The organism is Aquirufa originis, from assembly GCF_042714495.1.
In the GTDB taxonomy this organism is placed as follows: Bacteria; Bacteroidota; Bacteroidia; order Cytophagales; family Spirosomataceae; genus Aquirufa; species Aquirufa originis.
This window is the reverse complement of sequence record NZ_JBBKXY010000002.1, coordinates 436,986-460,534: the sequence shown is the minus strand read 5'-3', so window position 1 is coordinate 460,534 and position 23,549 is coordinate 436,986. Positions and strand designations below refer to the sequence as shown.

23 protein-coding genes and 1 pseudogene are annotated in these 23,549 nt (G+C 42.8%); 6 read left to right on the top strand and 18 right to left on the bottom strand.

Translation table 11 applies throughout. The annotated features are described in order from the left end of the window. Positions 1 to 46 precede the first annotated feature (46 nt). Together SKC35_RS07355 and SKC35_RS07350 are read left to right on the top strand one after the other, a co-directional pair. A complete protein-coding gene (locus tag SKC35_RS07355; protein WP_377978740.1) occupies positions 47 to 1,510 on the top strand; it encodes a cryptochrome/deoxyribodipyrimidine photo-lyase family protein in 1,464 nt (487 codons plus the stop codon). Continuing rightward, positions 1,507 to 2,946, top strand: a complete 1,440-nt coding sequence (locus SKC35_RS07350) for a cryptochrome/photolyase family protein (protein ID WP_377978739.1) — start codon at positions 1,507 to 1,509, stop codon at positions 2,944 to 2,946. Before SKC35_RS07355 ends, SKC35_RS07350 begins: the two co-directional genes overlap by 4 nt. Here the strand turns inward: SKC35_RS07350 and SKC35_RS07345 are convergent. From SKC35_RS07345 to SKC35_RS07320, 6 genes are read right to left on the bottom strand one after another with little or no spacing between them, the layout of a single operon-like run. Beyond that, the gene (locus tag SKC35_RS07345) at positions 2,926 to 4,002 is read right to left on the bottom strand and encodes an FAD-binding domain-containing protein (RefSeq protein WP_377978738.1); all 1,077 of its coding nucleotides are present in this window, start codon (positions 4,000 to 4,002) and stop codon (positions 2,926 to 2,928) included. The genes SKC35_RS07350 and SKC35_RS07345 overlap by 21 nt on opposite strands. After that, positions 4,002 to 4,295, bottom strand: coding sequence for a TIGR03643 family protein (locus tag SKC35_RS07340; protein WP_377978737.1), 294 nt, complete (start codon positions 4,293 to 4,295; stop codon positions 4,002 to 4,004). Before SKC35_RS07340 ends, SKC35_RS07345 begins: the two co-directional genes overlap by 1 nt. Beyond that, a complete protein-coding gene (locus tag SKC35_RS07335; protein ID WP_377978736.1) occupies positions 4,270 to 4,407 on the bottom strand; it encodes a DUF2256 domain-containing protein in 138 nt (45 codons plus the stop codon). The genes SKC35_RS07340 and SKC35_RS07335 overlap by 26 nt, the downstream gene beginning before the upstream one ends. A gap of 55 nt (positions 4,408 to 4,462) precedes the next feature. Beyond that, the gene (locus tag SKC35_RS07330) at positions 4,463 to 4,978 is read right to left on the bottom strand and encodes a DinB family protein (protein WP_377978735.1); all 516 of its coding nucleotides are present in this window, start codon (positions 4,976 to 4,978) and stop codon (positions 4,463 to 4,465) included. Between the two features lie 53 nt (positions 4,979 to 5,031). Beyond that, positions 5,032 to 5,817, bottom strand: coding sequence for a PhzF family phenazine biosynthesis protein (locus SKC35_RS07325; protein ID WP_377978734.1), 786 nt, complete (start codon positions 5,815 to 5,817; stop codon positions 5,032 to 5,034). Beyond that, positions 5,817 to 6,473 carry a DUF4386 domain-containing protein gene (locus SKC35_RS07320; RefSeq protein WP_377978733.1) on the bottom strand — a complete coding sequence of 219 codons (657 nt, stop codon included), beginning with the start codon at positions 6,471 to 6,473 and terminating at the stop codon, positions 5,817 to 5,819. The genes SKC35_RS07325 and SKC35_RS07320 overlap by 1 nt, the downstream gene beginning before the upstream one ends. Positions 6,474 to 6,623: 150 nt before the next feature. Here SKC35_RS07320 and SKC35_RS07315 point away from each other — a divergent pair, with 150 nt between their 5' ends. Next, positions 6,624 to 7,706: a Fic family protein gene (locus tag SKC35_RS07315; RefSeq protein WP_377978732.1), complete on the top strand. Its 1,083-nt coding sequence runs from the start codon at positions 6,624 to 6,626 to the stop codon at positions 7,704 to 7,706. After that, complete coding sequence (locus tag SKC35_RS07310; protein WP_377978731.1) at positions 7,699 to 8,241, top strand: GNAT family N-acetyltransferase; 543 nt, start codon at positions 7,699 to 7,701, stop codon at positions 8,239 to 8,241. The genes SKC35_RS07315 and SKC35_RS07310 overlap by 8 nt, the downstream gene beginning before the upstream one ends. Here SKC35_RS07310 and SKC35_RS07305 read toward each other — a convergent pair. The 4 genes from SKC35_RS07305 to SKC35_RS07290 are packed head-to-tail and all read right to left on the bottom strand — an operon-like array spanning position 8,218 to position 12,331. Beyond that, positions 8,218 to 9,561, bottom strand: coding sequence for a dihydroorotase (locus SKC35_RS07305; protein ID WP_377978730.1), 1,344 nt, complete (start codon positions 9,559 to 9,561; stop codon positions 8,218 to 8,220). The two genes, SKC35_RS07310 and SKC35_RS07305, sit on opposite strands and share 24 nt — an antisense overlap. After that, entirely contained in the window at positions 9,558 to 10,508 is a 951-nt protein-coding gene (locus SKC35_RS07300; protein WP_377978729.1) for an L-threonylcarbamoyladenylate synthase, read from the bottom strand. Before SKC35_RS07300 ends, SKC35_RS07305 begins: the two co-directional genes overlap by 4 nt. A gap of 7 nt (positions 10,509 to 10,515) precedes the next feature. Further along, the gene (locus SKC35_RS07295; RefSeq protein ID WP_377978728.1) at positions 10,516 to 11,358 is read right to left on the bottom strand and encodes a DUF6671 family protein; all 843 of its coding nucleotides are present in this window, start codon (positions 11,356 to 11,358) and stop codon (positions 10,516 to 10,518) included. Next, positions 11,351 to 12,331, bottom strand: coding sequence for a sodium-dependent bicarbonate transport family permease (locus tag SKC35_RS07290; protein WP_377978727.1), 981 nt, complete (start codon positions 12,329 to 12,331; stop codon positions 11,351 to 11,353). Before SKC35_RS07290 ends, SKC35_RS07295 begins: the two co-directional genes overlap by 8 nt. 246 nt (positions 12,332 to 12,577) lie before the next feature. Here SKC35_RS07290 and SKC35_RS07285 point away from each other — a divergent pair, with 246 nt between their 5' ends. Beyond that, a complete protein-coding gene (locus SKC35_RS07285) occupies positions 12,578 to 13,489 on the top strand; it encodes a LysR substrate-binding domain-containing protein (RefSeq protein WP_377978726.1) in 912 nt (303 codons plus the stop codon). A 166-nt stretch (positions 13,490 to 13,655) separates the two neighbouring features. Here SKC35_RS07285 and SKC35_RS07280 read toward each other — a convergent pair. The 5 genes and pseudogenes from SKC35_RS07280 to SKC35_RS07260 all read right to left on the bottom strand — a co-directional run. Continuing rightward, positions 13,656 to 14,507 (bottom strand): annotated as a pseudogene (locus tag SKC35_RS07280) (CorA family divalent cation transporter); the annotation flags it as partial. Positions 14,508 to 14,592: 85 nt separating this feature from the next. Continuing rightward, entirely contained in the window at positions 14,593 to 16,833 is a 2,241-nt protein-coding gene (locus SKC35_RS07275) for a xanthine dehydrogenase family protein molybdopterin-binding subunit (RefSeq protein ID WP_377978725.1), read from the bottom strand. A 1-nt stretch (position 16,834) separates the two neighbouring features. Further along, positions 16,835 to 17,290 carry a (2Fe-2S)-binding protein gene (locus SKC35_RS07270; protein WP_377978943.1) on the bottom strand — a complete coding sequence of 152 codons (456 nt, stop codon included), beginning with the start codon at positions 17,288 to 17,290 and terminating at the stop codon, positions 16,835 to 16,837. Positions 17,291 to 17,335: 45 nt separating this feature from the next. Continuing rightward, the gene (locus SKC35_RS07265) at positions 17,336 to 17,785 is read right to left on the bottom strand and encodes a nuclear transport factor 2 family protein (protein WP_377978724.1); all 450 of its coding nucleotides are present in this window, start codon (positions 17,783 to 17,785) and stop codon (positions 17,336 to 17,338) included. Positions 17,786 to 17,790: 5 nt separating this feature from the next. Continuing rightward, on the bottom strand, positions 17,791 to 18,240 hold the full coding sequence (locus SKC35_RS07260; protein WP_377978723.1) for a nuclear transport factor 2 family protein: 450 nt from the start codon (positions 18,238 to 18,240) through the stop codon (positions 17,791 to 17,793). 150 nt (positions 18,241 to 18,390) lie between these two features. Between SKC35_RS07260 and SKC35_RS07255 the strand changes: the two genes are divergently transcribed. Then, positions 18,391 to 19,302, top strand: a complete 912-nt coding sequence (locus SKC35_RS07255; protein WP_377978722.1) for a helix-turn-helix domain-containing protein — start codon at positions 18,391 to 18,393, stop codon at positions 19,300 to 19,302. Here the strand turns inward: SKC35_RS07255 and SKC35_RS07250 are convergent. The 3 genes from SKC35_RS07250 to SKC35_RS07240 all read right to left on the bottom strand — a co-directional run bounded on the left by SKC35_RS07250 (position 19,299) and on the right by SKC35_RS07240 (position 23,526). Continuing rightward, complete coding sequence (locus SKC35_RS07250) at positions 19,299 to 20,039, bottom strand: GLPGLI family protein (protein ID WP_377978721.1); 741 nt, start codon at positions 20,037 to 20,039, stop codon at positions 19,299 to 19,301. The genes SKC35_RS07255 and SKC35_RS07250 overlap by 4 nt on opposite strands. 3 nt (positions 20,040 to 20,042) lie before the next feature. Next, positions 20,043 to 22,853, bottom strand: a complete 2,811-nt coding sequence (locus tag SKC35_RS07245; protein ID WP_377978720.1) for an outer membrane beta-barrel protein — start codon at positions 22,851 to 22,853, stop codon at positions 20,043 to 20,045. A gap of 118 nt (positions 22,854 to 22,971) precedes the next feature. Continuing rightward, complete coding sequence (locus SKC35_RS07240; RefSeq protein WP_377978719.1) at positions 22,972 to 23,526, bottom strand: sugar O-acetyltransferase; 555 nt, start codon at positions 23,524 to 23,526, stop codon at positions 22,972 to 22,974. Positions 23,527 to 23,549: the final 23 nt, after the last annotated feature.

Sequence of the window (23,549 nt, the reverse complement as noted above, 5' to 3'; positions counted from 1 at the left end):
TTTTTCTTTCTGAAAACATCCTATGGGTTTTTTCAGTTAGTAATTAATGGCCAAAACCCCTATCAACATCGTCTGGTTCAAACGTGATCTCCGCTTTACGGACCACGAGCCTTTGTACCGGGCTTTGGATTCTGATATACCGGTGTTATTGGTTTATTTTTTCGAGCCATCTCTGATCGCATTTCCAGACAGTGATGTCCGCCATTGGCGATTTATCCATGAATCTTTAGTCGAGATGCAGGGGCGATTAGAGGACCGAAACGGGACCCTTTATCTCTTTCATTCTGAGGTTTTGCCGGTGTTTCAGGCGCTATCGGAGCCATATGAAATACGCCAAATTTTTTCTCACGAAGAGATTGGAAATGATTTGAGTTTTCAACGGGACAAAGCGGTGTCGACTTTTTGCTCGAGTGCCGGAATTGTCTGGAACGAAACGCCCACTGGCGGCGTAATTCGCCGCTTGAAATCGCGGAAAACCTGGCAACAACGCTGGGAAGAGACGATGCGTCACGAACCCTATTTAGTTCGGGAGAACAATTGGAATTTGATGCGTTTATCACCTGAATTTTATGACGCTTTTAAAGGTCCAGAACTGCCACTTGCGTTTAAAACCCGGAATCCTGTTTTCCAAGAGGGTGGCGAATACTGGGGTTGGAAATACCTGAAAAGTTTCATCGAATCACGGCATAAAGACTATAGCTTTTCCATCAGCAAACCTGAGGCGAGTAGACGCGGATGCAGCCGGATTTCACCTTATTTAGCTTACGGAAATATCAGCATGCGGATGGCTCATACGTTCACCATGCAGCATTATAAGACCGCTGTGAATAAACGGGCACTCTCTAATTTCACTTCTCGATTGCACTGGCAAGGGCATTTCATGCAGAAGTTTGAAGATGAATCACGTATGGAGTTTGAACCTGTGAATAAGGCCTATCAAGCGCTGGAGAAAGACCGCGATGAGTTCTTGATTCAGGCTTGGCAAAACGGTCAAACCGGAGTTCCCCTCATCGATGCGTGTATGCGCTGTGTGGTCGCAACAGGTTATTTAAACTTCCGAATGCGGGCGATGGTCGTATCCTTTTTTGTGTTTAATCTATGGCAGGATTGGCGGGATTTAGCGCATTTTCTAGCTCGACAATTTCTTGATTACGAACCCGGTATACATTACCCACAAATCCAAATGCAGGCCGGCGTAACCGGAATTAATACGATCCGCATTTATAACCCGATTAAGAATTCTTACGCCCATGATCCAGATGGAATTTTCATTAAAAAATGGGTGCCAGAACTAGTGTCGATTCCATCTACCTTGATTCACGAACCTTGGAAATTAAGTGACATGGAACAGACTCTGTATGGGGTGAAAATCGGTGTGGATTATCCCGCTCCGGTCGTGGATTTAAGTGCGACAAGAAAGACGGCGTCGGACCAAGTTTGGGCGATGCGTAAAACGAAAAAGGCCCGGCAAGAGGGGGCACGAATCCTCCAAAAACACGTCAATAAATGAGTGCATTCCTGATCTTTCCACATCAATTGTTTGAAGAGACACTCGCTCAAGAAGCGGATGTTTTCTATGTCGTAGAATCCGATTTATTCTTCAAACAATACGCCTTTCACAAGCAGAAAATACTCTTCCATCGGGCGAGCATGCGCGCTTTTGCGGACAGACTTCGCATAGCTGGAAAAACGGTGGAATACATCGATGCGCAAGATCCACGTGCTTCGGAAGTTGCGCTCGTTTCTTCCATCGAAGGCGCGATAAGCTTGTTCGATCCGAATGATTACTTGCTAGAACGCCGTCTTAGACGAGGAGGCGACATTCACTTATTAACAAGCCCCAACTTCCTCAACACCGACACCGCACTGCTCGGTACACGTAAGCCCTATTTTCAAACAGCCTTCTATACCCAGCAGCGAAAAGACCGCGGGATTCTACTCGAGGACGACGGAAAACCAATGGGCGGTCAATGGACTTTTGATGCGGATAATCGAAAGAAAATTCCGAAGAATACGTTCATCCCAGCACCGTTTCCGGAGACTGTTACTAACGAATATATGCTGGAGGCCATCGTGTATGTTGCTAGGCATTTTCCGGACAATCCGGGTTCTTTAGAGCGCCCCTTTTCGGGAGCTTATTACCCCGTGACGCATGCGGAAGCGGAGGCTGCATTAGATCAATTTATTCGGGAAAGGATTCCCCTTTTTGGTGATTACGAGGACGCGATTAAAGCGCAAGAAAAAACTTTATTTCACAGTATTTTAAGTCCTTTGATCAATGTCGGATTACTGAATCCAGCTCAAGTTATTGAACGCGTTGTGGCCTCCGCTGCGCCCTTGAATAGCGTGGAGGGATTCATTCGCCAAGTCGTAGGTTGGCGGGAATTTGTGCAATTAATGTATCGGAAAATTGGGGTCCAACAGCGCACGACGAATTATTGGGGATTTACGAAAGAGATGCCCGCGGCCTTTTACGACGGTACGACAGGTGTGGAACCCATCGACCAAACGATTCGCAAGCTCTTAAAAACGGGCTATAATCACCACATCGAACGGCTGATGGTGCTGGGCAATTTTATGTTGTTGTGCGAAATCAAACCCGACGCGGTCTATCGCTGGTTCATGGAACTGTACATCGATGCATACGATTGGGTGATGGTGCCTAATATTTATGGAATGTCACAATTCAGCGATGGCGGCTTGATGACCACGAAACCCTATATCTGTGGCTCTAATTATATCTTGAAAATGAGTGATTATCCGAAGGGCGAATGGCAGGAGATTTGGGATGGATTGTTTTGGCGATTCCTAGATAAACAACGCGAAACGTTCCGCAAAAATCCGCGCTGGGCGATGCTAATCAGTACCTGGGATAAGATGCCTTTGGAAAAAAGAGAGGCCCACCTTGCGCGCGCGGAGACTTTTTTAGCTCAGTTGTCGGCTTAGTTTATTCCAAAACGAAAAGAAGCTATTGAACTCCCCTTGCAGACCTGGAGCTAAACTCGGATGCACTTCACGAACACCTTGAAAATGGGCATTGATCGGGTGATCACGGAAAATACCTTTCAAATTAAGGTCCGCATATTCCCCATAATAGACTTGAATGCCCGGTATATTTTCAGCCAGCGATAGGATGAACTCGATCGTCTTAGGCGCCATCGGGTGCTTCGCAAAATGGCTCGGTTCTAAGACCAAAATCCGGTTGCCGGCTTCGCCCTCGTGGAACGTGGGATCCAATGTGTAATGGGTGTAGATGAAGGTGGGAATTCCATCGATTAATTCCAGCGGTTTCGTCGTGGGCGGGGTAAACAGAAGTGAAGCTTCAACCGATCGTTGTAAATGATCGGGAACCGATTGCGAAGGCAAATCCTCGTAATCAAAATCCAAGAAAGTCCCTCTTTGCTGACTCCCCGTATAGCGATTAATATTCTCCTGATTCGCGTAATACAACTTAGTACTGAACGTGCCGGCACACCATTGCCAACTCAGCGCATTGCTCGCTAAATCGCCGTCCAATAAATGGTAATACATCCATTGGGCAGGTTCTAACCAGTGGTATTTAGCCACATTACAAATCGTCGCGGCGAGGTACATTCGGAGGTGATTGTGCAGGTATCCTTTTTCAGCAAATGTGGCTAAATGAGCATCCAAGGCCTTGATTCTGGTCGTCGATTGCAACACCGCGCGAGGGATTCCAAAACGCTCAATTCCCTCTTGTGGATGGCGAATATCTTCGAAAATAGCATCGCCTTTTTGAAACCAAGTGCGCGTATAAAACTCCCTCCAGGCTAATTCTTGGATGAATTTTTCGCCTTGAGCTAAACCAATTCCGCGGTCTTTTAATCGTTTCACTACTTGGGGAACGTTGATAAATCCACGCGATAAATAGGGGGAAAGATAGGAAACACCTCCGGTTATGAAATTCCGGCTTCGTGCATACTTTTCTGGATCAAATTGATCGATCCGTTCGTAAACGGCGGCAAGGTTCGTGGGGAAATTCATTAGCGCTTGCTGATTTTATTCATACTGATGCTGCGTTGCAGCGTGCATTTAAAACGCGGATCTACAGCGACGCGCTTTTGCAAATGCTTGGTGCCGCGGCCAGTCATTCGCTTGCGCCACATGCGGAAACTGGAATCTTTGCTATTCAAACGCATGAATTCGATGACCTCTTTTTCCTTTAAGCCAAACTGAAATTCGATCGCCTCAAAAGGCGTACGATCTTCCCAAGCCATTTGGATAATGCGGTCAATATCTTCGTCCGAAAACTTATTTGCTACGTCTACACTTTTCACCACAATAGATGATTTGGTCCCAATTCTTCTCCCATTTCTTGCGCCAGGCGAAAGGGCGATGACAGACGGGGCAGGTTTTGGAAGGTAAATGTTGTTTTTTAACGCCTTGCATAAAAAAAGGGCTTGCCTATAAAAGACAAACCCTTTTCTGGAAAGAATGTTTCAAACTAGAACAATTTCTCTGCTGGAGGAGTTGCTCCCGCTAAGCGAATGTATACAGTTGCTTGACCGCGGTGGTGTGTTTGGTGTTCAAAAGCTTTGTCAATCGCCTGGCCCTTTGTCATATCGAAACGTCCAAATAATTTAACCGTCTCCGCTAACTTCGCATCCGGCACATTTTTGATTGCATTAATGGCAAAATCATACGCCGCTAACACTTTCTCCGTTACATTCGCCTTCGCTACATCATTTGATTTTTCCAAATCCTTTGCCGTAGGGGCTACATCCGTTGCTGTTCCCACAAACATATAAATGGCGTCTGAAAGGTGTAACATTTGGCCTGCAAACGAACGCATTTCCTTAGTCGGCTTTAGCGCATAACCTGTTTCAGGCATCGCCTCTAAATACTCTTTCGTGTAAGCACGCGCGCGCTCCCAGTCTTTAATTAAATTTGCCTTAGGTGTTTGCGCCTGAAGGCTAGTGGCCATCGCTAGAATGGCGAAAAAGGTGAATAGTTTTTTCATGTTCGTTATAATTTATAGGGATTGTTTACTCGTTTATTGACTGTTTTTCATTTTTATACGTTAATCTCGCCTCGCAAATATAACACTGCTTCGCCTGCAATTTCCACGCGATCGCCCTCTAATTTACAGGTTAAGTACCCTGTTCTTTGTGATAATTGACGAGCCGTTAATTCCGTTATACCTAAAATCGAAGCCCAATAGGGTGTCAAAGTCGTGTGTGCTGAACCCGTCACCGGATCTTCATTCACGCCACAGGCAGGTCCAAAAAAGCGGGACACAAAATCGGTTTTTTCACCGGGAGCGGTGACGATAATTCCTCGAACGTCATGCGCTTTTAATGCTTCGAAATCAGGTTGCAAGGCCAAAATTTCTGCTTCAGAATCGTAGACAAATAAGTAGTCCGTTTTGCCTTTAAAAACTTTGACAGGTGCCTTAGATAATCCAATTGCAAACGCTGGCTTAAAGGGTAATTCAGTTAAAGAATCAACCGGAAAATTCAAGGCTAAAACGGAGCCATTCGTTGTTACGGATAAAGGACCGCTTCGATGAGAAATGAAGTTGATTTGGTCCCTAGCAAAACCCAATTCATTGAACAAAACATACGCACTCGCTAAGGTCGCATGTCCGCATAAATCCACTTCAACTGTGGGCGTAAACCAACGAATTTCATATTCATTCCCAGCGGGAACTATAAAGGCGGTTTCTGCTAAATTATTCTCCGCAGCGATGTTTTGCATCACGGCATCCGGAAGCCACGAATCTAAGGGACAAACGGCGGCAGGATTGCCTTTAAAGCGTTCGTTTGCAAAGGCGTCAACTTGGTAAATAGGAATTTTCATTAGCCTAAAATTACGGCATTTTCTTTAAATCCTTTAAACGTCAAATAAATCCCCAGAGAAAACTCCCACAGCGCGATGGGGACCGCAGATAAGCCGGCGATAGGTGCATGCTGATCATACACTCCATACAAAACGGCTACATCGCCAGCTACCAACGTAAAGGCTCCGATAATCCCGATGATGGGTAATATGCGAGGGACTAAACGTGTTTGATACAAAAGTGATCCTAACAATAAACCATTGACAGCGGGGATGAAGCTTTGGCTAATCAAAAACAAACGGTCGTAGAGCATCACTAATCCACGGGACATTACTTGCGCCTCCGCACCTAAAGTGCGCAAATTCAAGACTGTTAATAGGCTCGCAACACCCGCAAAAATCAGCGCCGCTTCTAAAATCCGCGCCGCCACAAAACCCAAGGCGAGCATTTCATTTTGCTTCTTTAGGACCGGATAAAACGCCAGCGCCGTACCGATGCAGGCCAAAGCCATCACCAATTCTAATATTCCTCCGAGCACTACATCAGTCGATGGAGCTGAGCCGAGAACAAAATTAGGCTGGTGAATTTCGTGGTAAAGCGATAAAGTAGGGATGGAAATAAAGGTGAGCAGGTAAAGAATACCGGCGGTCAAGGAAGTTTTGCGGGATGTTGTCATGGAAGCAAGTACGACAATTTAAACATCTTTAGACCCGTCTATTATATAAACGGCGATTGAGCGCAGCAGATATATACCAAAATGTTGATTATTTGGGTTATAATTAGTCGAAACAACCCAAATAATTAAATTTTTGGGTTATATTTCGAAATGGAAACGACAAAAATCCCTTTACTGCCTTTGCATCAGGATATTGAAACCAAAGCAGTTTTGCGTAAATCGGCGTTAGCACACCAGGCTTTGGCAGAATTTAAAGGGGTCATCAGCAGCCTTCCAAATGAACATATTCTTTTAGAAACGTTAGCCCTTAGAGAGGCGAGGGAAAGTTCCGCGATAGAAAACATCATTAGCACATTTGATGAAATCTATCGAAGTAGTTTTCAAAACCAGCAGTTTGCTAGCCCTGCAGCTAAAGAAGTTCACCAGTATGCAAAAGCATTAATTGAGGGCTTTGACCTTGTTAAAACAAATGGATTACTTACGAATAATACAATCCTGCAAATCCAAGAAGTCGTTGAACAAAACAAGGCCGGTTTTAGAAGGCTTCCCGGCACAAAATTATTAAATGATCAAACAGGAGAAGTTATTTATACACCCCCACAAGACTACGATACCATCCTTAACTTGATGCAAAACCTGGAATCCTTTATCAATGATGATTCGATGATGGACCTTGACCCATTAATAAAGATGGCTATCATTCATTATCAATTCGAAAGTATTCACCCCTTTTATGATGGTAACGGCAGAACTGGACGAATTATTAATGTATTGTATTTGGTCCAAAAAGGACTCTTAACTTTGCCTATTCTTTATCTAAGCAGCTACATCATCACCCATAAAAACGACTATTATCGATTACTTCAAGAAATCCGTGTAAAAGAGTCGTGGGAGGCATGGATGTTATTTATCCTAGATGGAGTAGAAAAAACGGCTAAAGAAGGGATTATATTAATTCAAGCGCTCCGATTATTGATGCAAGAACAAAAAAGCCAGATTAGAGCATTGGCACCTAAACTATATAGCCAAGACCTACTAAATAGTCTTTTCAAATACCCTTATACCAAAATAGAATACCTACAGAAAGATTTAAGGGTTAGCAGAAATACGGCCATTCGCTATTTGGATGATTTGGTTAGCGCCAATATCTTGGTAAAACATAAAATAGGTAGGGAGAACTATTATGAACACGTGAAATTATTTAATCTGTTAAGTGGCCGAAAAAATGCCTAATCTAAGCCTACAAATCATTCCGGCTACTTTAGAAGACCTCGCAACCTTACAAGCCATCGGTCGAAAGACCTTTGAGGAGGCTTTTGCCGCTAACAATTCTGAGGAGAATTTGGCAGCTTATCTCGAAGAGGGATTTTCGAAGCAGAAACTCGAGGCGGAATTACGAAACGAAAATTCTCAGTTTTACTTCGCACATCAAGGAGATGAAGTGATCGGTTATTTGAAAATAAACTTGGGTGATGCGCAAAGTGAAAAACAAGATCCAAACGCACTCGAAATTGAGCGCATTTATGTGCTTCAGCAATACCATGGAAAACAAGTGGGCGTATTACTTTACGAGCAAGCTTTAGCGATCGCAAAAACACGCAAGGCGCCCTATATGTGGCTTGGGGTTTGGGAGGAAAATCCGAGGGCCATTCGGTTTTACCAGAAGCAGGGATTCGTGGAATTTGACGAACATATTTTTCAACTAGGAGATGAGGCGCAACGGGATGTGTTGATGAAAAAAACGCTACCTACTCTTTTCGAAAAATAAGCGGGAACCTTTGACATACGACATAAACACATCGTCCTGATAAACGAGATTTCCATTTACAAACGTACGTTTCACTTTAGCTGAAAGTCGCTCCCCCACTACCGGTGCCCAGCCACACTTATATAAGAGGGATGACGAGGTAATTTCCCACGGAGCATTTAGCCTTATTTCCACGACATCCGCATAGTTGCCTTCGCGTAGATACCCTCTTTCTTTTAAACGATAGATATCCGCCACCCGATGACTCGTTTTTTCGACAATTTGTTCGACGGAAATTTCCCCGCGAGAAGCTAATTCAAACAGGAGCGGCAAGGTATGCTGTACGATGGGTGCCCCCGATTTTACTTGTTCGTAGGTTCCTTGTTTTTCTTCTTTACTGTGAGGCGCGTGGTCTGAGGCGATGATATCGATACGCCCTTCTTTGAGTGCCTGAATTAACGTTAAACGATCAAATTCGGTCTTTATTGAGGGATTCCATTTAATATCGCCTCCTCTTTTTTCATAGTCTTTTTCCGTAAACCACAGGTGATGAATACAGGCTTCTGCTGTTACTCGTTTGTTTCTATAATCGGTAGAGGCGGGTAATAGCATCGCTTCTTCGCCGGTGGAAATGTGGAAAAAATGGAGTCTATTTTGGTATTTTGATTGTATGTCCAAAACCCGTTTGGTAGCTGTCACGCAGGCCTCTGTACTTCGAATTTTGGCATGTAAAGCAAAAGGAATTTTGCCTTTCGTTTCGGTAAAATAACGCTCATAATTTTGATCAATAATGGATTCGTCCTCGCTATGTAAGGCAACCAAGGTTTCTGCACGCGAGAATAATTTTTCCAAATATTCCGGGTTATTCGCTAGAATTTGTTGCTCATTAAAGTACAACCCATCATCCGTAATACCACAAACGCTCTCATTATCTACCCGCAAGGCCTCCTCTAAATTCCCGGCGGTTACCCCCATAAAGAAGGAATAATTAGCGAGCGATTGCTGCGCCGCGGCTTGGTATTTTTGCTCTAGTAAATCACGGGTTAGCGTATTCGGAATAGTGTTAGGCATATCCATAAAGGAGGTCACGCCGCCTGCAACTGCCGCTCTAGATTCTGTCGCTAAATTACCTTTATACGTTAAACCCGGATCTCTAAAATGCACCTGATCATCGATCATTCCGGGGATCAAATAATTCCCATTGATATCGAAAACGTCTGCATTAGGATCAGAAATATAGGTGGCTATCTTTTCAATTCGGCCGTGATGAATCAACACATCTGAAAAAAAGGAAGTGCCTTCATTGACTATTTTAGCATTAACGAGTAATTGTTTTTTCATTTCGCGGCGGCTCTTTCAAATCGGTCATTAATGGTACGTCCCAAATTATAATTAGGCAGACGCTCTACAATAATTAATTCTACCCCTGATTTTTCTAATTGATGCAAAGCGTCATACATGTTAGCGGCCGCCTCTTTAAAACTTCCACTAGGAGATAGGATATGGTTGATGGCGACTTTGGGACTCTCGATTTTCACTTCTTTAAACCATAAAATAGCCACTTTCTTTTGCTGAACGGCACTCAGCATAAACAGCGGTTCATAGCTAATAATTAATTCACACAGAGGCGAATAATGCTTCTTGCTTCTGCCGGGTGCGAGGTGCACGGACTCGGAAGATGTTCTGTCCAAAATACGTCCGACTACCTCCTCAATTTGCTCGATTGAAATAGCGCCATGCCGCAGTAAAACGACTTCATCTCCATCAAATGAGAGAATGGTCGACTCTACTCCTGCCTCGCAATTACCCCCTTCTAAGATGGGAATTTGGGGGAAATAATCCTCCACATGCAAAGCACTGGTAGGGCTAATTCGGTTATAGGGATTTGCGCTGGGAGCCGCTAAAGGGAAGTCTAGGGTTTCCAACAAGGCTAAAGTTGTATGGTGGTTAGGCATTCTTATGGCTACTGTCGATTGCTGAGCAGTTATAGCATCAGAAATCAACTCACTTTTAGGCAGGATTAAGGTGAGGGAACCAGGCCAAAAACGCTCCGCTAAAAGGGAGGCTTTTGGAGGAAAATGCGACACCAAAGTGTGCGCTTGTTCCATCGATTTTACGTGTACAATCAAAGGGTTCGTATTTGGCCTTCCTTTGGTACTAAAAATCTTCGCAATCGCATGTTCATCGTAAATGTTAGCCGCTAAACCATAGACGGTTTCCGTAGGAATTCCCACCACTTCACCTTTTTCTAACTGGTCTTTTACAAGCGAAATATCAGACGTAATCATAGTATACTTAGGGGTTACAAAAATCACAAAACATAGGGTCCTCCATCGTTTTGGAATCAGGGAAATCAACACAAGTCGTGTAGTGGCATCCCTCACAACTATAAATAAGCGATTTAACTGATTTCGTAGGCAAGGAGCAACAGGAACAAACCAGGCCACGAATGACATCGGTGGGACTAAATCCAGGTCTTTGGCAGGTAGGACAACAGCTCTTCATCTTCTCCACTAATTTTCCCGCCAGCTCCTGTATAACAGACATCCGAGTCGGATTATTCATCGCACGCATATCGGTTTCCAGGATATAGGTTCCAAAGCGATTAACTGCCTCCTGAATCGCTTGGTTTAATCGATCTTCAGATCTAATTCCTTTTTCTACGTAAGCCTCTGGACTTTTCACATGTAAACCATGACTAGGAAATTTAACTTGTTGTAAAAAATCGGCTAAATCCTGCTCTGAACCCTGCTCAAATGAGGCATAATTTGTTTGCAGGCTGGTGTGCTTTACCACAATCTCCAGCTCCCTTTTTCGGTCCAACAGTAGCAGAATTTCTTCATCCGCAGGCAGAAAATACAGCGTAGGATGTGGGCCAAAAGATCCTTCAGAACCAATGGCAAAATCGGCATCACATTCCGCTAAAGCTAAAATGCATTTTTGCCTAGCCGCCTCGACTGGTGTTAATACACGATCCACTTCTCCTGTGAATGTGCCCAAAAGATCCGTATCTACATCTTCTGAAACGATATATTCCATCCCAAATGCCTCTTGCAACGCCGGACCAGTCACCTGTTCCTTTTGGTGTTTTGTCGCAATGACGACTTTTCGCCCGTTGAAATAGTGTTCACTAACCATGGATAATTTGCATATACAGAGGCAATCCAATCGTAATGTTTAAGGGAAATGTAACGCCTAGTGCCATCGGAATATAGATTCCCGGGTCCGCTTTTGGGGCCACTAAACGCATCGCTGCAGGTACAGCAATATAGGAAGCGCTGGCTGCCAAAATGGAGAATATCAGTCTATTCCCCACATTATCAGTGATGAATTGCGAAATAAAGGCGACAGTTACCCCATTAAAAAGTGGCACTAGCAAGGCAAAAAGCAATAAAAAAGAACCCTGTTTTTTAAACGCCTTAAACCTGCTAGCAGCCACCATCCCCATATCTAACAAAAAGATGGCTAAAAAGCCCTTGAATATATCTGAAGTAAAATGCTTAATTCCAATGGATTGAGACGAATCAGAGACGAATCCAATGAGTAAACTTCCAAAAATCATGAGCACACTTCCATTCGTCAGCGAATGTTTCATTGCCTCCCTCCATTGAACGGGGGCATTCTCTTTTTTATCCGGAAATAAATTCAGTAGAATAACGCCCATAATAATGGCCGGAAACTCCATCGAAGCCATAACTGCCACCATTTCTCCTCCTACTTTTAGCTGATTCATTTCTAAAAAAGCCACCGCAGAAACAAAGGTAACTGCGCTGACAGAGCCATAGGATGCTGCGATAGCACCAGCATCAGAGGAATTTAATTTTACGCGTAAAATGAAGTAGGAGTAAATGGGTATGATCAGCGCTAATAACATGCCAAACAAGAGGCTAACTATTACTTCATTCGTAATTCCAGTCACTGCTAATTCGCTTCCCCCATTAAATCCGATGGAGAATAATAGATACAGTGAAATGAAGTTTTTTGATGCCGCCGGAACCTCTAAATCACTCTTGACATATTTTGCGAAAACCCCCAGAATGAAAAACAGTAAGGTGGGGTTTGTCAGATTAAAAGAAAGTAATTCAAAGTTGATCATGTAGATTTCCCCCATCCCCCTTTTGTAAAAGGCGAACCAGATTTAAAGTTGTAAAAATTACCAGCGATAGATAAAGCTTTTCCTGAATGACATCAGGTCCTTGAAAAAGCAACAAGAGTAATCCTCCTATTATGAGAAGATGAGAAACAACAAAGACTATTTTTAAGGCGGCGGACATGTTGCTTGATTTAAATGCAAAATAAATACTCAAGTATCATTAATTTTTATTTAAGTTTATAATGAAATACATAACGATACATTATGAATTATACGCTAAACCAATTGCAGATTTTCTTGAAGGTGGTACAAACGAATAGTATCACCAAAGCGGCTGAAGAGCTGAACCTCACACAGCCTGCGGTTTCGATTCAGATCAAAAACCTGCAGGCGCAATTCGACATTCCACTGATCGAAATCATAGGGAAGAAAATTTACATTACTGATTTTGGAAAAGAGATCGCAGAATCTGCTAAAAGTATCCTAGATCAAGTCTATGCCATCAATTACAAGACGATGGCTTTCAAAGACCAATTAGTGGGTCGCCTAAAAATATCCATTGTCTCTACAGGGAAATATGTTTTGCCTTATTTTTTGACCGAATTCTTGCGTTCAAATCCAGGTGTAGAAATTAACATTGACGTAACAAATAGGGAAAAAGTGATGGAAAGTCAGCTAGAAAACGAAGTCGATTTTAGTCTCGTTTCAGATGCCTTAGATAACCCCACATTTGATTCCATCGACCTGCTTTCAAACGATTTATACCTCATAGGAAATAGCGAAACAGCCAAGATAAAACCAACTTTTAATTACCTTGATTTCAAAAACGAACTGCCTCTCATTTTCCGTGAATACGGGTCAGGTACCCGGAAAGTAATGGAGAGTTATTTCAAAAAGCAAGGAGTGGATGGCTTGAAAAAAATTGAATTAACGTCGAATGAAGCGGTAAAGCAAGCCGTTATTGCCGGCCTAGGCTATTCGATTATGCCCATCATTGGAATCAAAAATGAAATCAAATCAGGTTCCTTAAAAATCATCGAACGAGATGGTCTACCCATCTCTACTAAATGGAAATTGATTTGGCACAAGGATAAAAATTTGTCCCCCGTTTCGAAGGCATTCTTAGCTTATTTAGCCGAAAATAAAGAGCAGATCAAGCAGAAATTCTTTCAATAAAAAAGCCAAGCAAAATTTGCCTGGCTTTTATTGATTATTTTTTCATTAATTAAACTAACACAATTGATTGATTTATTTAATTGAGTCAGAGTCGTTTGCATGCAAAACTATACAGGCTTAATGAATAATAAAATTTAAAGTATTTTATAAAAAACATAAACAGAATTTATAACCACTTCTTCCTCCTAAACCACACATAAATCGAGCCGCTCAGTAAGCACATAAACCCAAGCAACGCCGGATATCCCCAGCGTTCTCTCAATTCAGGCATATAGTCGAAATTCATTCCATAAATCCCTGCCACAAATGTTAAAGGCATAAAAAATACAGAGAATATCGTCAAGACTTTAATCACTTCATTGGTCTTTTGCGCAGAAATCGATAAATAAAAATTGACCAAATTGGACACGTCTTCGTGAATCTGGTCATATATGTTCATCAATTTCAAATGCAAATCGCGGGTATCTTGTAAGACGTCACTTTCTACGTCGGGTAACTTAATGGAACTAACCGCCTCCTGACTAAACAACAATAACTTTTTACTCATCAGCGATTTACGTTTGATTTGGTATAATTCGGAAAGCATTTGGGGTGTTAAATTCTGCGAAAATACCTTATTCTCAAAATCATCCAGTTCATTCGATAAGCGCACCGCTGGTGTTTCGTAGGAATGCAAAATATGCCAAAGCATTTTAGCCACGATAGCCTCCACTACATGCAATTGTCCGGTATCAAAAAAGCGCGTCCGTACATCATTTATAAAGTCATGTGGAATACGGTGAATGGTTACCAACAATCCAGGCCGGTAAAAAAAGGCAATTTTAGTGGAGATAGACTGAATAGAAACCGATTGCCCCGCCCGAATAGGGATGAGAACCCGAGTGACAATAAAATGCGTCCCCTCAATATCTTCATGTTTAGGAAGATGATCAGATTGAAGACAGGCCGATAAGGCATGTTGGTTCAATCCATAGGTTTTGCTAAGTTCCGTTAACTCATCCGAAGTGGGACCAGTAACATCTACCCACGTTAATTACTGGCTTGTACACTCAAAAGTTTCTGCTGCCATAAAGAACTAGTATCTAGCATTAAACTGAATTAATTTACGCCTTCAACTGTGGCTGAAAAGGCTGTTGGTAAAAACGTTTCCCTGTCGCCTTGTATAACGCATTCGCCACCGCCCCAAAAATCGGAGGGAACGGCGGCTCGCCTAATCCAGTCGGATCGATTTCATTCTTCACAAAATGCACATCGATTTTCTTCGGTGCCTCATTGTGACGAATCATGCGGTAGGTATCAAAATTGCGTTGATCCGTGCGACCGTCCGTTAAAGTTAACTGGCCAAACAAAGCATTTCCAATCCCGTCGATTGCCGCACCTTCGGCCATGTTTTTCGCTCCTTCCGGATTCACGACCACGCCGCAATCCAAGGCTGTCGTTACTTGATCAACCGTCACTTGATCGCCTTTCACCTGTAAATCGATGACCTGTGCCGCATAGGAATTGTGGCAGAAATACGCCGAAACGCCACGTTTTTTACCCGCGTTCTCCGGTTTTCCCCAGCCCGATTTATCCCGCACTAATTCCAGCACGCCCATGTAGCGGCTCGCGTCGTAATCGTTGGTTTTTCCTACTGGGTTATCTTTAGCCCGCTGCAATAATTCCAAACGGAACGCAATCGGATCCTTGCCCATGTATTCTGAAATCTCATCTAAGAATGACTGTTCCGCAGCTGCATTAAAATTTGAACGCGGTGCTCGGAAAGCAGCAATAGTGATGTTAGATGGAATCACCCAGCTTTCGGCTAAGTAGTTGTCAATTGCTCCGGCTGGAAAACGATTCGCATGCAATGGAGATTCTGGTACGCCTCCACCTTTGGCATGAAAAGCAATCATCTTCTTATTCTCATCGAATGCGGCGCGATACGTCAATTGATACATCGGTCGGTAAGTACCACCGCTCACATCGTCTTCACGCGTATAAATGAGTTTAATAGGGGCGTTAGCTTGCTTCGAAATCAAAGCCGCCTCAATCATATAGTGACCGTAGGCACGGCGACCGAAACCGCCACCCATGCGAGCTAATTCAATTGAAATATTTTCCTTCGGAATGCCTAAACGTGCCACCATCGATGGAACCATAAAATCTGGTATTTGGATAGGGGCAACGAATCGCACTTTGTCGCCTACAAAATGCGCAAAGGTGTTCGTCGGTTCCATAATATTATGTGCCAAAAACGGTGCCGTAAATGTTCTTTCAATGACGTGTTTCGCCTCCGCAAAAGCTTTTTCTGGATCACCGTCTCTCCGCTCAATTTTGCCTGGTTTTTTATCCATTTCGAGCATTTGGGCATGATGCTTTTTCGTGCTTTCTAAGCCGGATGGAATTGTTCTTTCTTGGCCATTTTGCCCCATCTCCTTTTTCTCAGGCGCCACTTCCCAAACCGCTTTCAGCTTCTTGCGCGCATTCATCACATCCCAGGTAGACTTACCCACAATAGCAATTACTTCATTAAAAGCACGTGTATCAAATCCCGCAAATTTATGGTCATCATTATATACTTTGATCGGGAAAATATCCACGATACCTGGCATCTTTTTCGCCGCAGTCGCATCAAAGGATTTCAATTGCATCCCGAAAGCCGGTGGTCGTTCCGTCATCGCATACAACATTCCTGCTTCACGGTAGTCCATCCCAAATAAAGGTTTTCCTTGTACGATTTTAGGGGCTACTACATTCTTCTGTGGAGTACCAATTAAGCGGAACGATTGATTTCCTTTTAAAACGATATCCTTAGGCACCGGCAATTTCGCAGCCGCAGCGGCAAAAGATCCGTAGGTTTCTGACTTGCCACTGAACGCATGTGTGACCATTCCGTTAGCGGTGGTCAATTCTGTTATTGGCAAATTCCAGGCCTGGCTTGCCGCCGTCAAAATCATCTGACGCGCTGCTGAACCTACCGTCCGCAATTGCTTCCAAGCCATGCGAATACCTTGGCTGCCTCCGGTAAACTGACGCGGAAAGGCTTTGGGGTCATAATTTCCTTGTTCCACCTCCACTTGCTTCCAATCCACATCTAATTCCTCCGCGATTAACATCGGTAAGGAGGTCATTACGTTTTGGCCAAACTCTGGATTAGGAGAAAATATTTTGATCGAATTATCCGACGCAATTTTGATGAAACTAGTCACCTCTTGCCATACGGGCTCGATGTTCAATTCGCCTAAGGATTCCAACGGCTTCGCACTTGCGAACCATGAAATACCTAGCATCATGCCTCCTCCGGATAGCGATGATACTTTCAAAAACGAACGTCTGCTGAGATTTGAGTCTGTCTTTTTCATCTTATTTCGTAGCGGCTAATTGAATGGCTTTTTTGATACGCGTATAGGTTCCGCAACGGCAAATGTTGCCGGTCATGAAATTCTCAATATCTTCTTCCGTTGGATTCGGGTTGTTTTTCAAGAGAGCGGCGGCGCTCATGATTTGGCCAGACTGACAATACCCGCATTGTGCGACGTCCACATCCACCCACGCTTTCTGTACCGGGTGATCGCCCTTCGCTGATAAGCCTTCGATGGTGGTGATTTCTGTTCCTGCCAAAGCCGAAATAGGCAATTGACAAGATCGAACCGCACTACCATTTAAATGCACCGTGCAAGCTCCGCAAGAGCCCACGCCACAACCATATTTCGTTCCTTCCATTCCCAGAATGTCACGAAGCACCCACAAAAGGGGCATGTTTTCGTCCGCCTCTACCTGGTGGACATTCTTGTTAACCTTAACGGAATATTTCTTGATCATAGTCGAAGTGATTTAGGAGAATCGAAGCAAATATATTCAAATTTAATGTTTTATTTGGTGCGTATCACGCACGCTACTAAATGTCATTGCGAGCATCTTCCAATCGTTCCCTTGTTTTTGGTAGACTTCCGTCACCGTAAACTCCGTTACCGCCACATGTTCCCGCACGATAGCATCTAATGTAATGCGATTCCAAACGATGGCTGTATTACCTACGATCTCCACCGCGGTATCTTTCACTGTCGCTTTTTTATACCAAATGCTTCCCGTTTTGATGATATCCAATTCTTCATCTTTCTTCCACGTTCCGCTCATGTGAACGAATTTGGCTTTGGGGTCGAATAATTTGTCTAGTTTGTCCACGTCTTTATCCGACATCCATTGCCACTTGTCCATCGACAATTGGATCAATTCTTTTTCTGCAGCGGTCTGTGCAAAGGAAGATGAAATAGAAACGAGCAAGATGCTCAATAAGAATACTAGCTTTTTCATGTGTTTTATTGTTTTAATTTAACTGGTCGAGATAAATGAGAGAATGTTAATTGAGCCATTTTCCATATATTATTTTCCAATACATATACTTCAGTTACCATAAATGGATTCGTCACAACGTTTCCCCCTACTTGTGCAACTAAATCGATATCGCTCAATAAAATGGCCGTATTGCCATAGAATTTTACATTGGTAGAATACACTTCCGCTTGTTTATACCAAATAAACCCGGCTTTGATGATATCCACTTCACGCGCTTTCCCCCAGGTTCCTCCCATGTGAACAAACTCGCACTTTTCATCAAACAATGTGGCTAATTTATCGACATCTTTGTTGGCCATCCACTGCCACTTATCTTTCGATAATTGCTTGATCGTTTCTTCTGAATTCGTTTGTGCGAAAGCGCTGTTGAATGTCAAGAGCATAAAGCTCAAGAATAATGCGATTGATTTCATAGATTTATTGTTTAAGCTACAAATTTCAAACTTCCTTCGCACAACCAAGTAGATAAATTCCGGGATTTTCTACCATTTTTACTTATTTAGAATTTAGGCCATTTGCATCTATTCGATAAGTGGTAAATTCGTTTTCAAATCTTACGGCCCATGGAACTGAACTACCCAGTCAATAGTATTGATAAATACAATGCAGATAATAATCATAAAACGTTACATCCGTTAGTGTCTGTTGTTGATTTTTCCAAAGCAGACCTGCGTAATTGGGGCGATGCTGATACTATTAGACTTCAATATGGCCTTTATAGCATCTTACTAAAGGATGTAAATTGTGGTGATCTACGTTATGGTAAACATACCTATGACTACCAAGCGGGAACATTAGTCTTTTTTGCACCTGGCCAAGTCGTGGAAATCGAGAATACGAAAATTCCTTATCAACCAATGGGCTTCGGTTTAGTTTTTCATCCTGACTTATTAATCGGAACTAGCCTGGCCAAAAGTATTTCACAATTCAAATTCTTCCATTACGAAACTCACGAGGCATTACACTTATCAGACGATGAGCGCCAAATGATGGTCGATTCTTTCGCTAAAATCGCTTATGAACTTAAACAACCCATTGACAAGCATAGCAAGAAATTAATTGTTTCTACCATCGAATTGTTTTTGGGTTATTGCCAAAGGTTCTACGACCGTCAATTCATCACGCGGGAACATGTGAACAAGGACATTTTAGAACGCTTTGAAACCTTATTGAACAACTATTTTGAATCCGATCAGGCGCAAGTTTACGGCATTCCATCCGTTAGTTATTTCGCGAATGAGCTGCATTTATCGGCCAATTATTTTGGGGATTTAATCAAAAAAGAAACCGGTTTAACGGCGAAGGATTACATCCAAAACAAGACCATCGACGTGGCGAAAAACCGCGTATTCGAATCGGATAAAACGATCAATGAAATTGCATTTGAAATGGGCTTCAAATACCCACAACATTTCACGCGCTTATTCAAGCAACGTGTGGGACAGACGCCTAATGAGTTTAGGTTGTTGAATTAATACCGAAGACCCCAATACGGATTTCGAAAGCCTTTAATGGATTCTTTGATGAAGTCAGCAATGATTTTGTTGTACTCCGCATCGGAGATTTTCTTGCCTTTCATTTTCTTCAAATTGAATTCATTCGTCAGTTTTTTAAACTCGACTTTACTGGCAATTATCGTTACATCGCCGTCATTGACATCCAATTCTAAAATTAAACCGGGTAGTCCAAAAAAGCGTTCAGGGCCCGCTTGAACAGGAATATCTTGCGCAAACCAAGCGGTGATCGTTTGGTTTTTCACCGTATCTACCGTAACTGCTTTCATGCAAATATAACCGGCCACCTCCTTGATTTGATTCAGGATTTTCCAGGTGGGTGCGTGCAACGAATCATCCACTATATAAGACTTACCCAGTAAATCGATGTAATCCGTTGAATGCTCAGCGGCAAAATTTTTCGTTAGGAAAAAGGTTTCTTTTCTGCCAGACCAACCTTGCTCTGCGTTGTCCTCACCTTGCTGGTACAAGCTTTGGTTTTCCGTAAATGCCAAAGTCATTTTTTGCTTCCAGCCTTCGTCTGAACTACCCCATGTCAGTTTAATGCGATCTCTTTCCTCCGCACTTAAATAGGTCAATCGGGACATAATATTTGCCCAAAAAGTGGTTCGTTCATACTGAACAATTCCTTCCGTTTTCACCTCTTGACAGAAGGCGGAAAAAGAGAGTATTAACAATAAAAGAGCAATTTTTCTCATGGCTTAATTTTTGCGAATGGGTGAGCTCAATCCGCGCATGTTGTAGGTATAGCTTAACATCACGTATTGAGAAAGAGTTTGAGTCTTTTCGAAACTTACGAAGTTTTGAAAGGCGTTTTGATTCACTCCTAAATTCTTTTTAAACACATCATATACGGTCAGACGAATCTCTGATTTTTGGGCTTTCCCCACATATTTAAACACAGAAACATTTAAAATAGGCGTCTCTTGATACAATCCGCGCGTCTTATTCTCGTACACTTTGTAGTCTAAATTATAGGACAAGAACGTGTTCTTTCCAAAATTAAAGTTCAATTCAGACCCATATTGATTATTGTAAATCGTCTGCTCAGGTAAAGCTGACTTATCATAGGTCGAATGAATTAAACCAAATTGCGCATTTACATAAAGGGTAATACGATCGCTCGGAGTAAAGGAAAGACGCGAAGATATATTCCCGGAATTCGTATTGGTATTTGATAATACATCGTTCAAAAAGAGCGGGTTTTTCGCCGAATTAAAATCCGCATTAATGTTCAAAGTACTCACCGTTTTTTTCAACGGAAACCCAAATCCAAAATAGCCCACATAACTTTCGCCCCCGGAGATATTCATCGGCTTAGTCAGCACAACTCCGTTCGCGTTAATGCTTTGATTGTAGACCACCTGATTTACGTTGTAATTGTAAGAAAGATTCGAATAGAAGTTCATAAAATTCGCTGCGTCAAATAGATTAAATCCAGTACTCAGGGAATGATTCACGCTTGGCAATAAATTCGGATTTCCTACACGCAAGAACAAAGGATTACTATTGTCGACAATAGGTTGCAAGTCTCGAATAGAGGGTTCTTGTGCACTTTTATCATAGGAAAAGAAGAGATATCGGTTATTCTTTAATTCTAAATCAATCCCAATTTTAGGAATCCATGCCAGGTAATTTATGTCAATCGTTGCCAAATTCGTGGCCCCAGCAGCCCTCCTAAAATCACCCGTTAAGTTAAAGTGTTGTGCCGCTAAACCCACGGTCACATTCACCCCATCTTTTGAATAACGGACACTAGATCCTAAGCGATTATAGGTTAAGTTATTGTCATAATAACGGCTCAAACTGTCGTTTCTAGCAATTGCACCAGACGTACTACGATCGGAAAGATCGCGGTTTAAGCGGTTGTTTTGGAAACTCGTGTTAAAAAACGATTCCCAATAAAATACCTTCGATAATGGCTCCACAAAAAAGAGACTCGACTTCACCTGGGTCTTTGTAGAGAAGTTGTTTGTTAACTGATCGATGGCCTGAATTGAATCCCGCAGCGTCGTAGCATTGAGGAATTGATTCAGCGATTTTTGGGTAGAAGTCCCATCTGAATTCGCATAATTATAGCCTGCGCTGGCAGAGAAACTACGGCCTTTTTTCGCAAATTTATGGCGGAAGATAGCAGAATTTTGAGACGAAAAGGATTGCTGATCACTCCCGTTCATCAGTTTCGTGTTGCGCGGGAATAGGTTATTTTGAACGAGTAATTGTTGGAATATTTGGCTATTCTGCGTCGCATTTCCAAAGGATAGCTTTCCATTACCAATCAAAATCAAGGTATTCAACGTATCAATCGTTTTCTCGTAGCGCAAGCTCATGCGGTGATTCGCGGAGAAGGAACGTTGACTAGTGGTGTCGGCGGAGTTTTGGGTTTTATCCTGAAAAAAGCGTTGCGTACTCGAGATTTTATCAATCAACCGCTCAGATTGATTGAAGTAATAATTCGAACTAAACTTGGTCTTTTTCGTATCGTAATTGTAGTTTGCGCCACCAGAATAGTTTTTAGAAAAACCATCCCTTCTGCCACCTATCGGAACACCCATCTGGTCATCGCCATCATCAAATGTGATGTAGCGATTATTGCCTGAGAAACCGAAATCCGCCTCATCACCCCAAGAGAATGCCTGACTTCCGCGGAAGTCTTGGTAATCATCAAACGACATCCCAGACTGATTCGTATTATTCGCTAAACCAATCACCGAAACCTGGTTTTTCGCGTCGAACTTATTGTAATTTCCTTTGACCTCATTTCTCCCCTCCGTCGCAATGCCAGCAGTAATTTTACCAAAACCGCCCTTCTTATGACTCTCCTTCAATTCTAAATTAATCGTCTTCTCTTTCTTCCCATCGTCGATGCCAGTCACCTTAGCCGCTTCCGTTTTACCGTTGAAAACTTGCACTTTTTGAATCGCATCTGCGGCTATATTTTTGGTCGCTAATTTCGGATCAGAACCGAAAAAACTACGCCCGTCGACAGTCACTTTTTTCACGGTTTGACCTTGTGCCCGAATACTTCCATCTGCCTCAATTTCCATCCCAGGAAGCTTCCGTAATAAGTCTTCCACGGTCGCCCCGGGCGGCACTTTAAAAGAACCTGCATTGTATTCAATCGTATCACCACGAATACTGAGAGGCGCTTTGGCCGTCCTCACCACTACCTCAAACAATTCTTTAGAAATCGGTTTCATCGTCAGAGCGCCTACATTGATAGACTCTTCCTGGGCTGGATTCACATCCACTTGCAAGGGTACATAACTCACATAAGAGGCTTTCAAAAGATAAGCCTGGCGCTTGACATTTTTAAATACAAAAGCCCCTTGTTCATTTGCACGACCAAAATTAACCAGCGAAGAATCCTTAGGCAGCAACAACATCACCGTCGCCTGTGACAACGGATTTCCACTAGTATCGACCAGTTTTCCTTGAATTTGTACGCGGTTTTGACCTATGGCCACGAAGCTGAATAGCAATAGTACGCTGAGTGAGATTGATTTAAGCATAATCCAAAACTACAAAATCTCACTTAGTTATCGGCTCAAAAAAGGATGAGTGGTCTGGAAGAAAGTAAAATAACGTATTTCTTATTTTACTTTGGTGGCACTAAAGTAAAATAACGGACTAATCTATTTTCTTAATAAACCTCGCCGGCACCCCACCCACAATCGTATTACTCGGCACATCTTTCGTCACCACAGCACCCGCAGCTACAATCGAGTTTTCGCCTACCGTAACGCCAGGTAAAATAATGGCGCCTGCTCCCAGCCACACATTTTTTTCAATGTGAATCGATTTCAAATCTAGGCTCTTGCGATTGCCCGGATCCACCGGATGATTTTCGGTCACTAATTTCACTTGCGGCCCTATCAAGACATCGTCTTCAATCGTGATACCGCCTAAGTCCAAAAACGAACAGCCATGGTTAATGAACACGTTCTTACCTATCGTCGTATGCTTTCCAAAGTTGGTAGAAAATGGCGCTAAAACAGTCGTGGATGGATCGATGCTTTGGCCTAAAATTTCAGATAAAATGGCGCGAATCTCCTCCACATTGCCAGAAGCATTCAGCTTAGCAGAAAGCACAATCGTTTGATTCACGATCTCCCAAACCTCCGCCCATTGTGGATCCGTGTGCGGAATGATTCCGCCGGCACGCATGCGTTCGAAAATGTTCATATACTTTTATATAAAATTGGGCC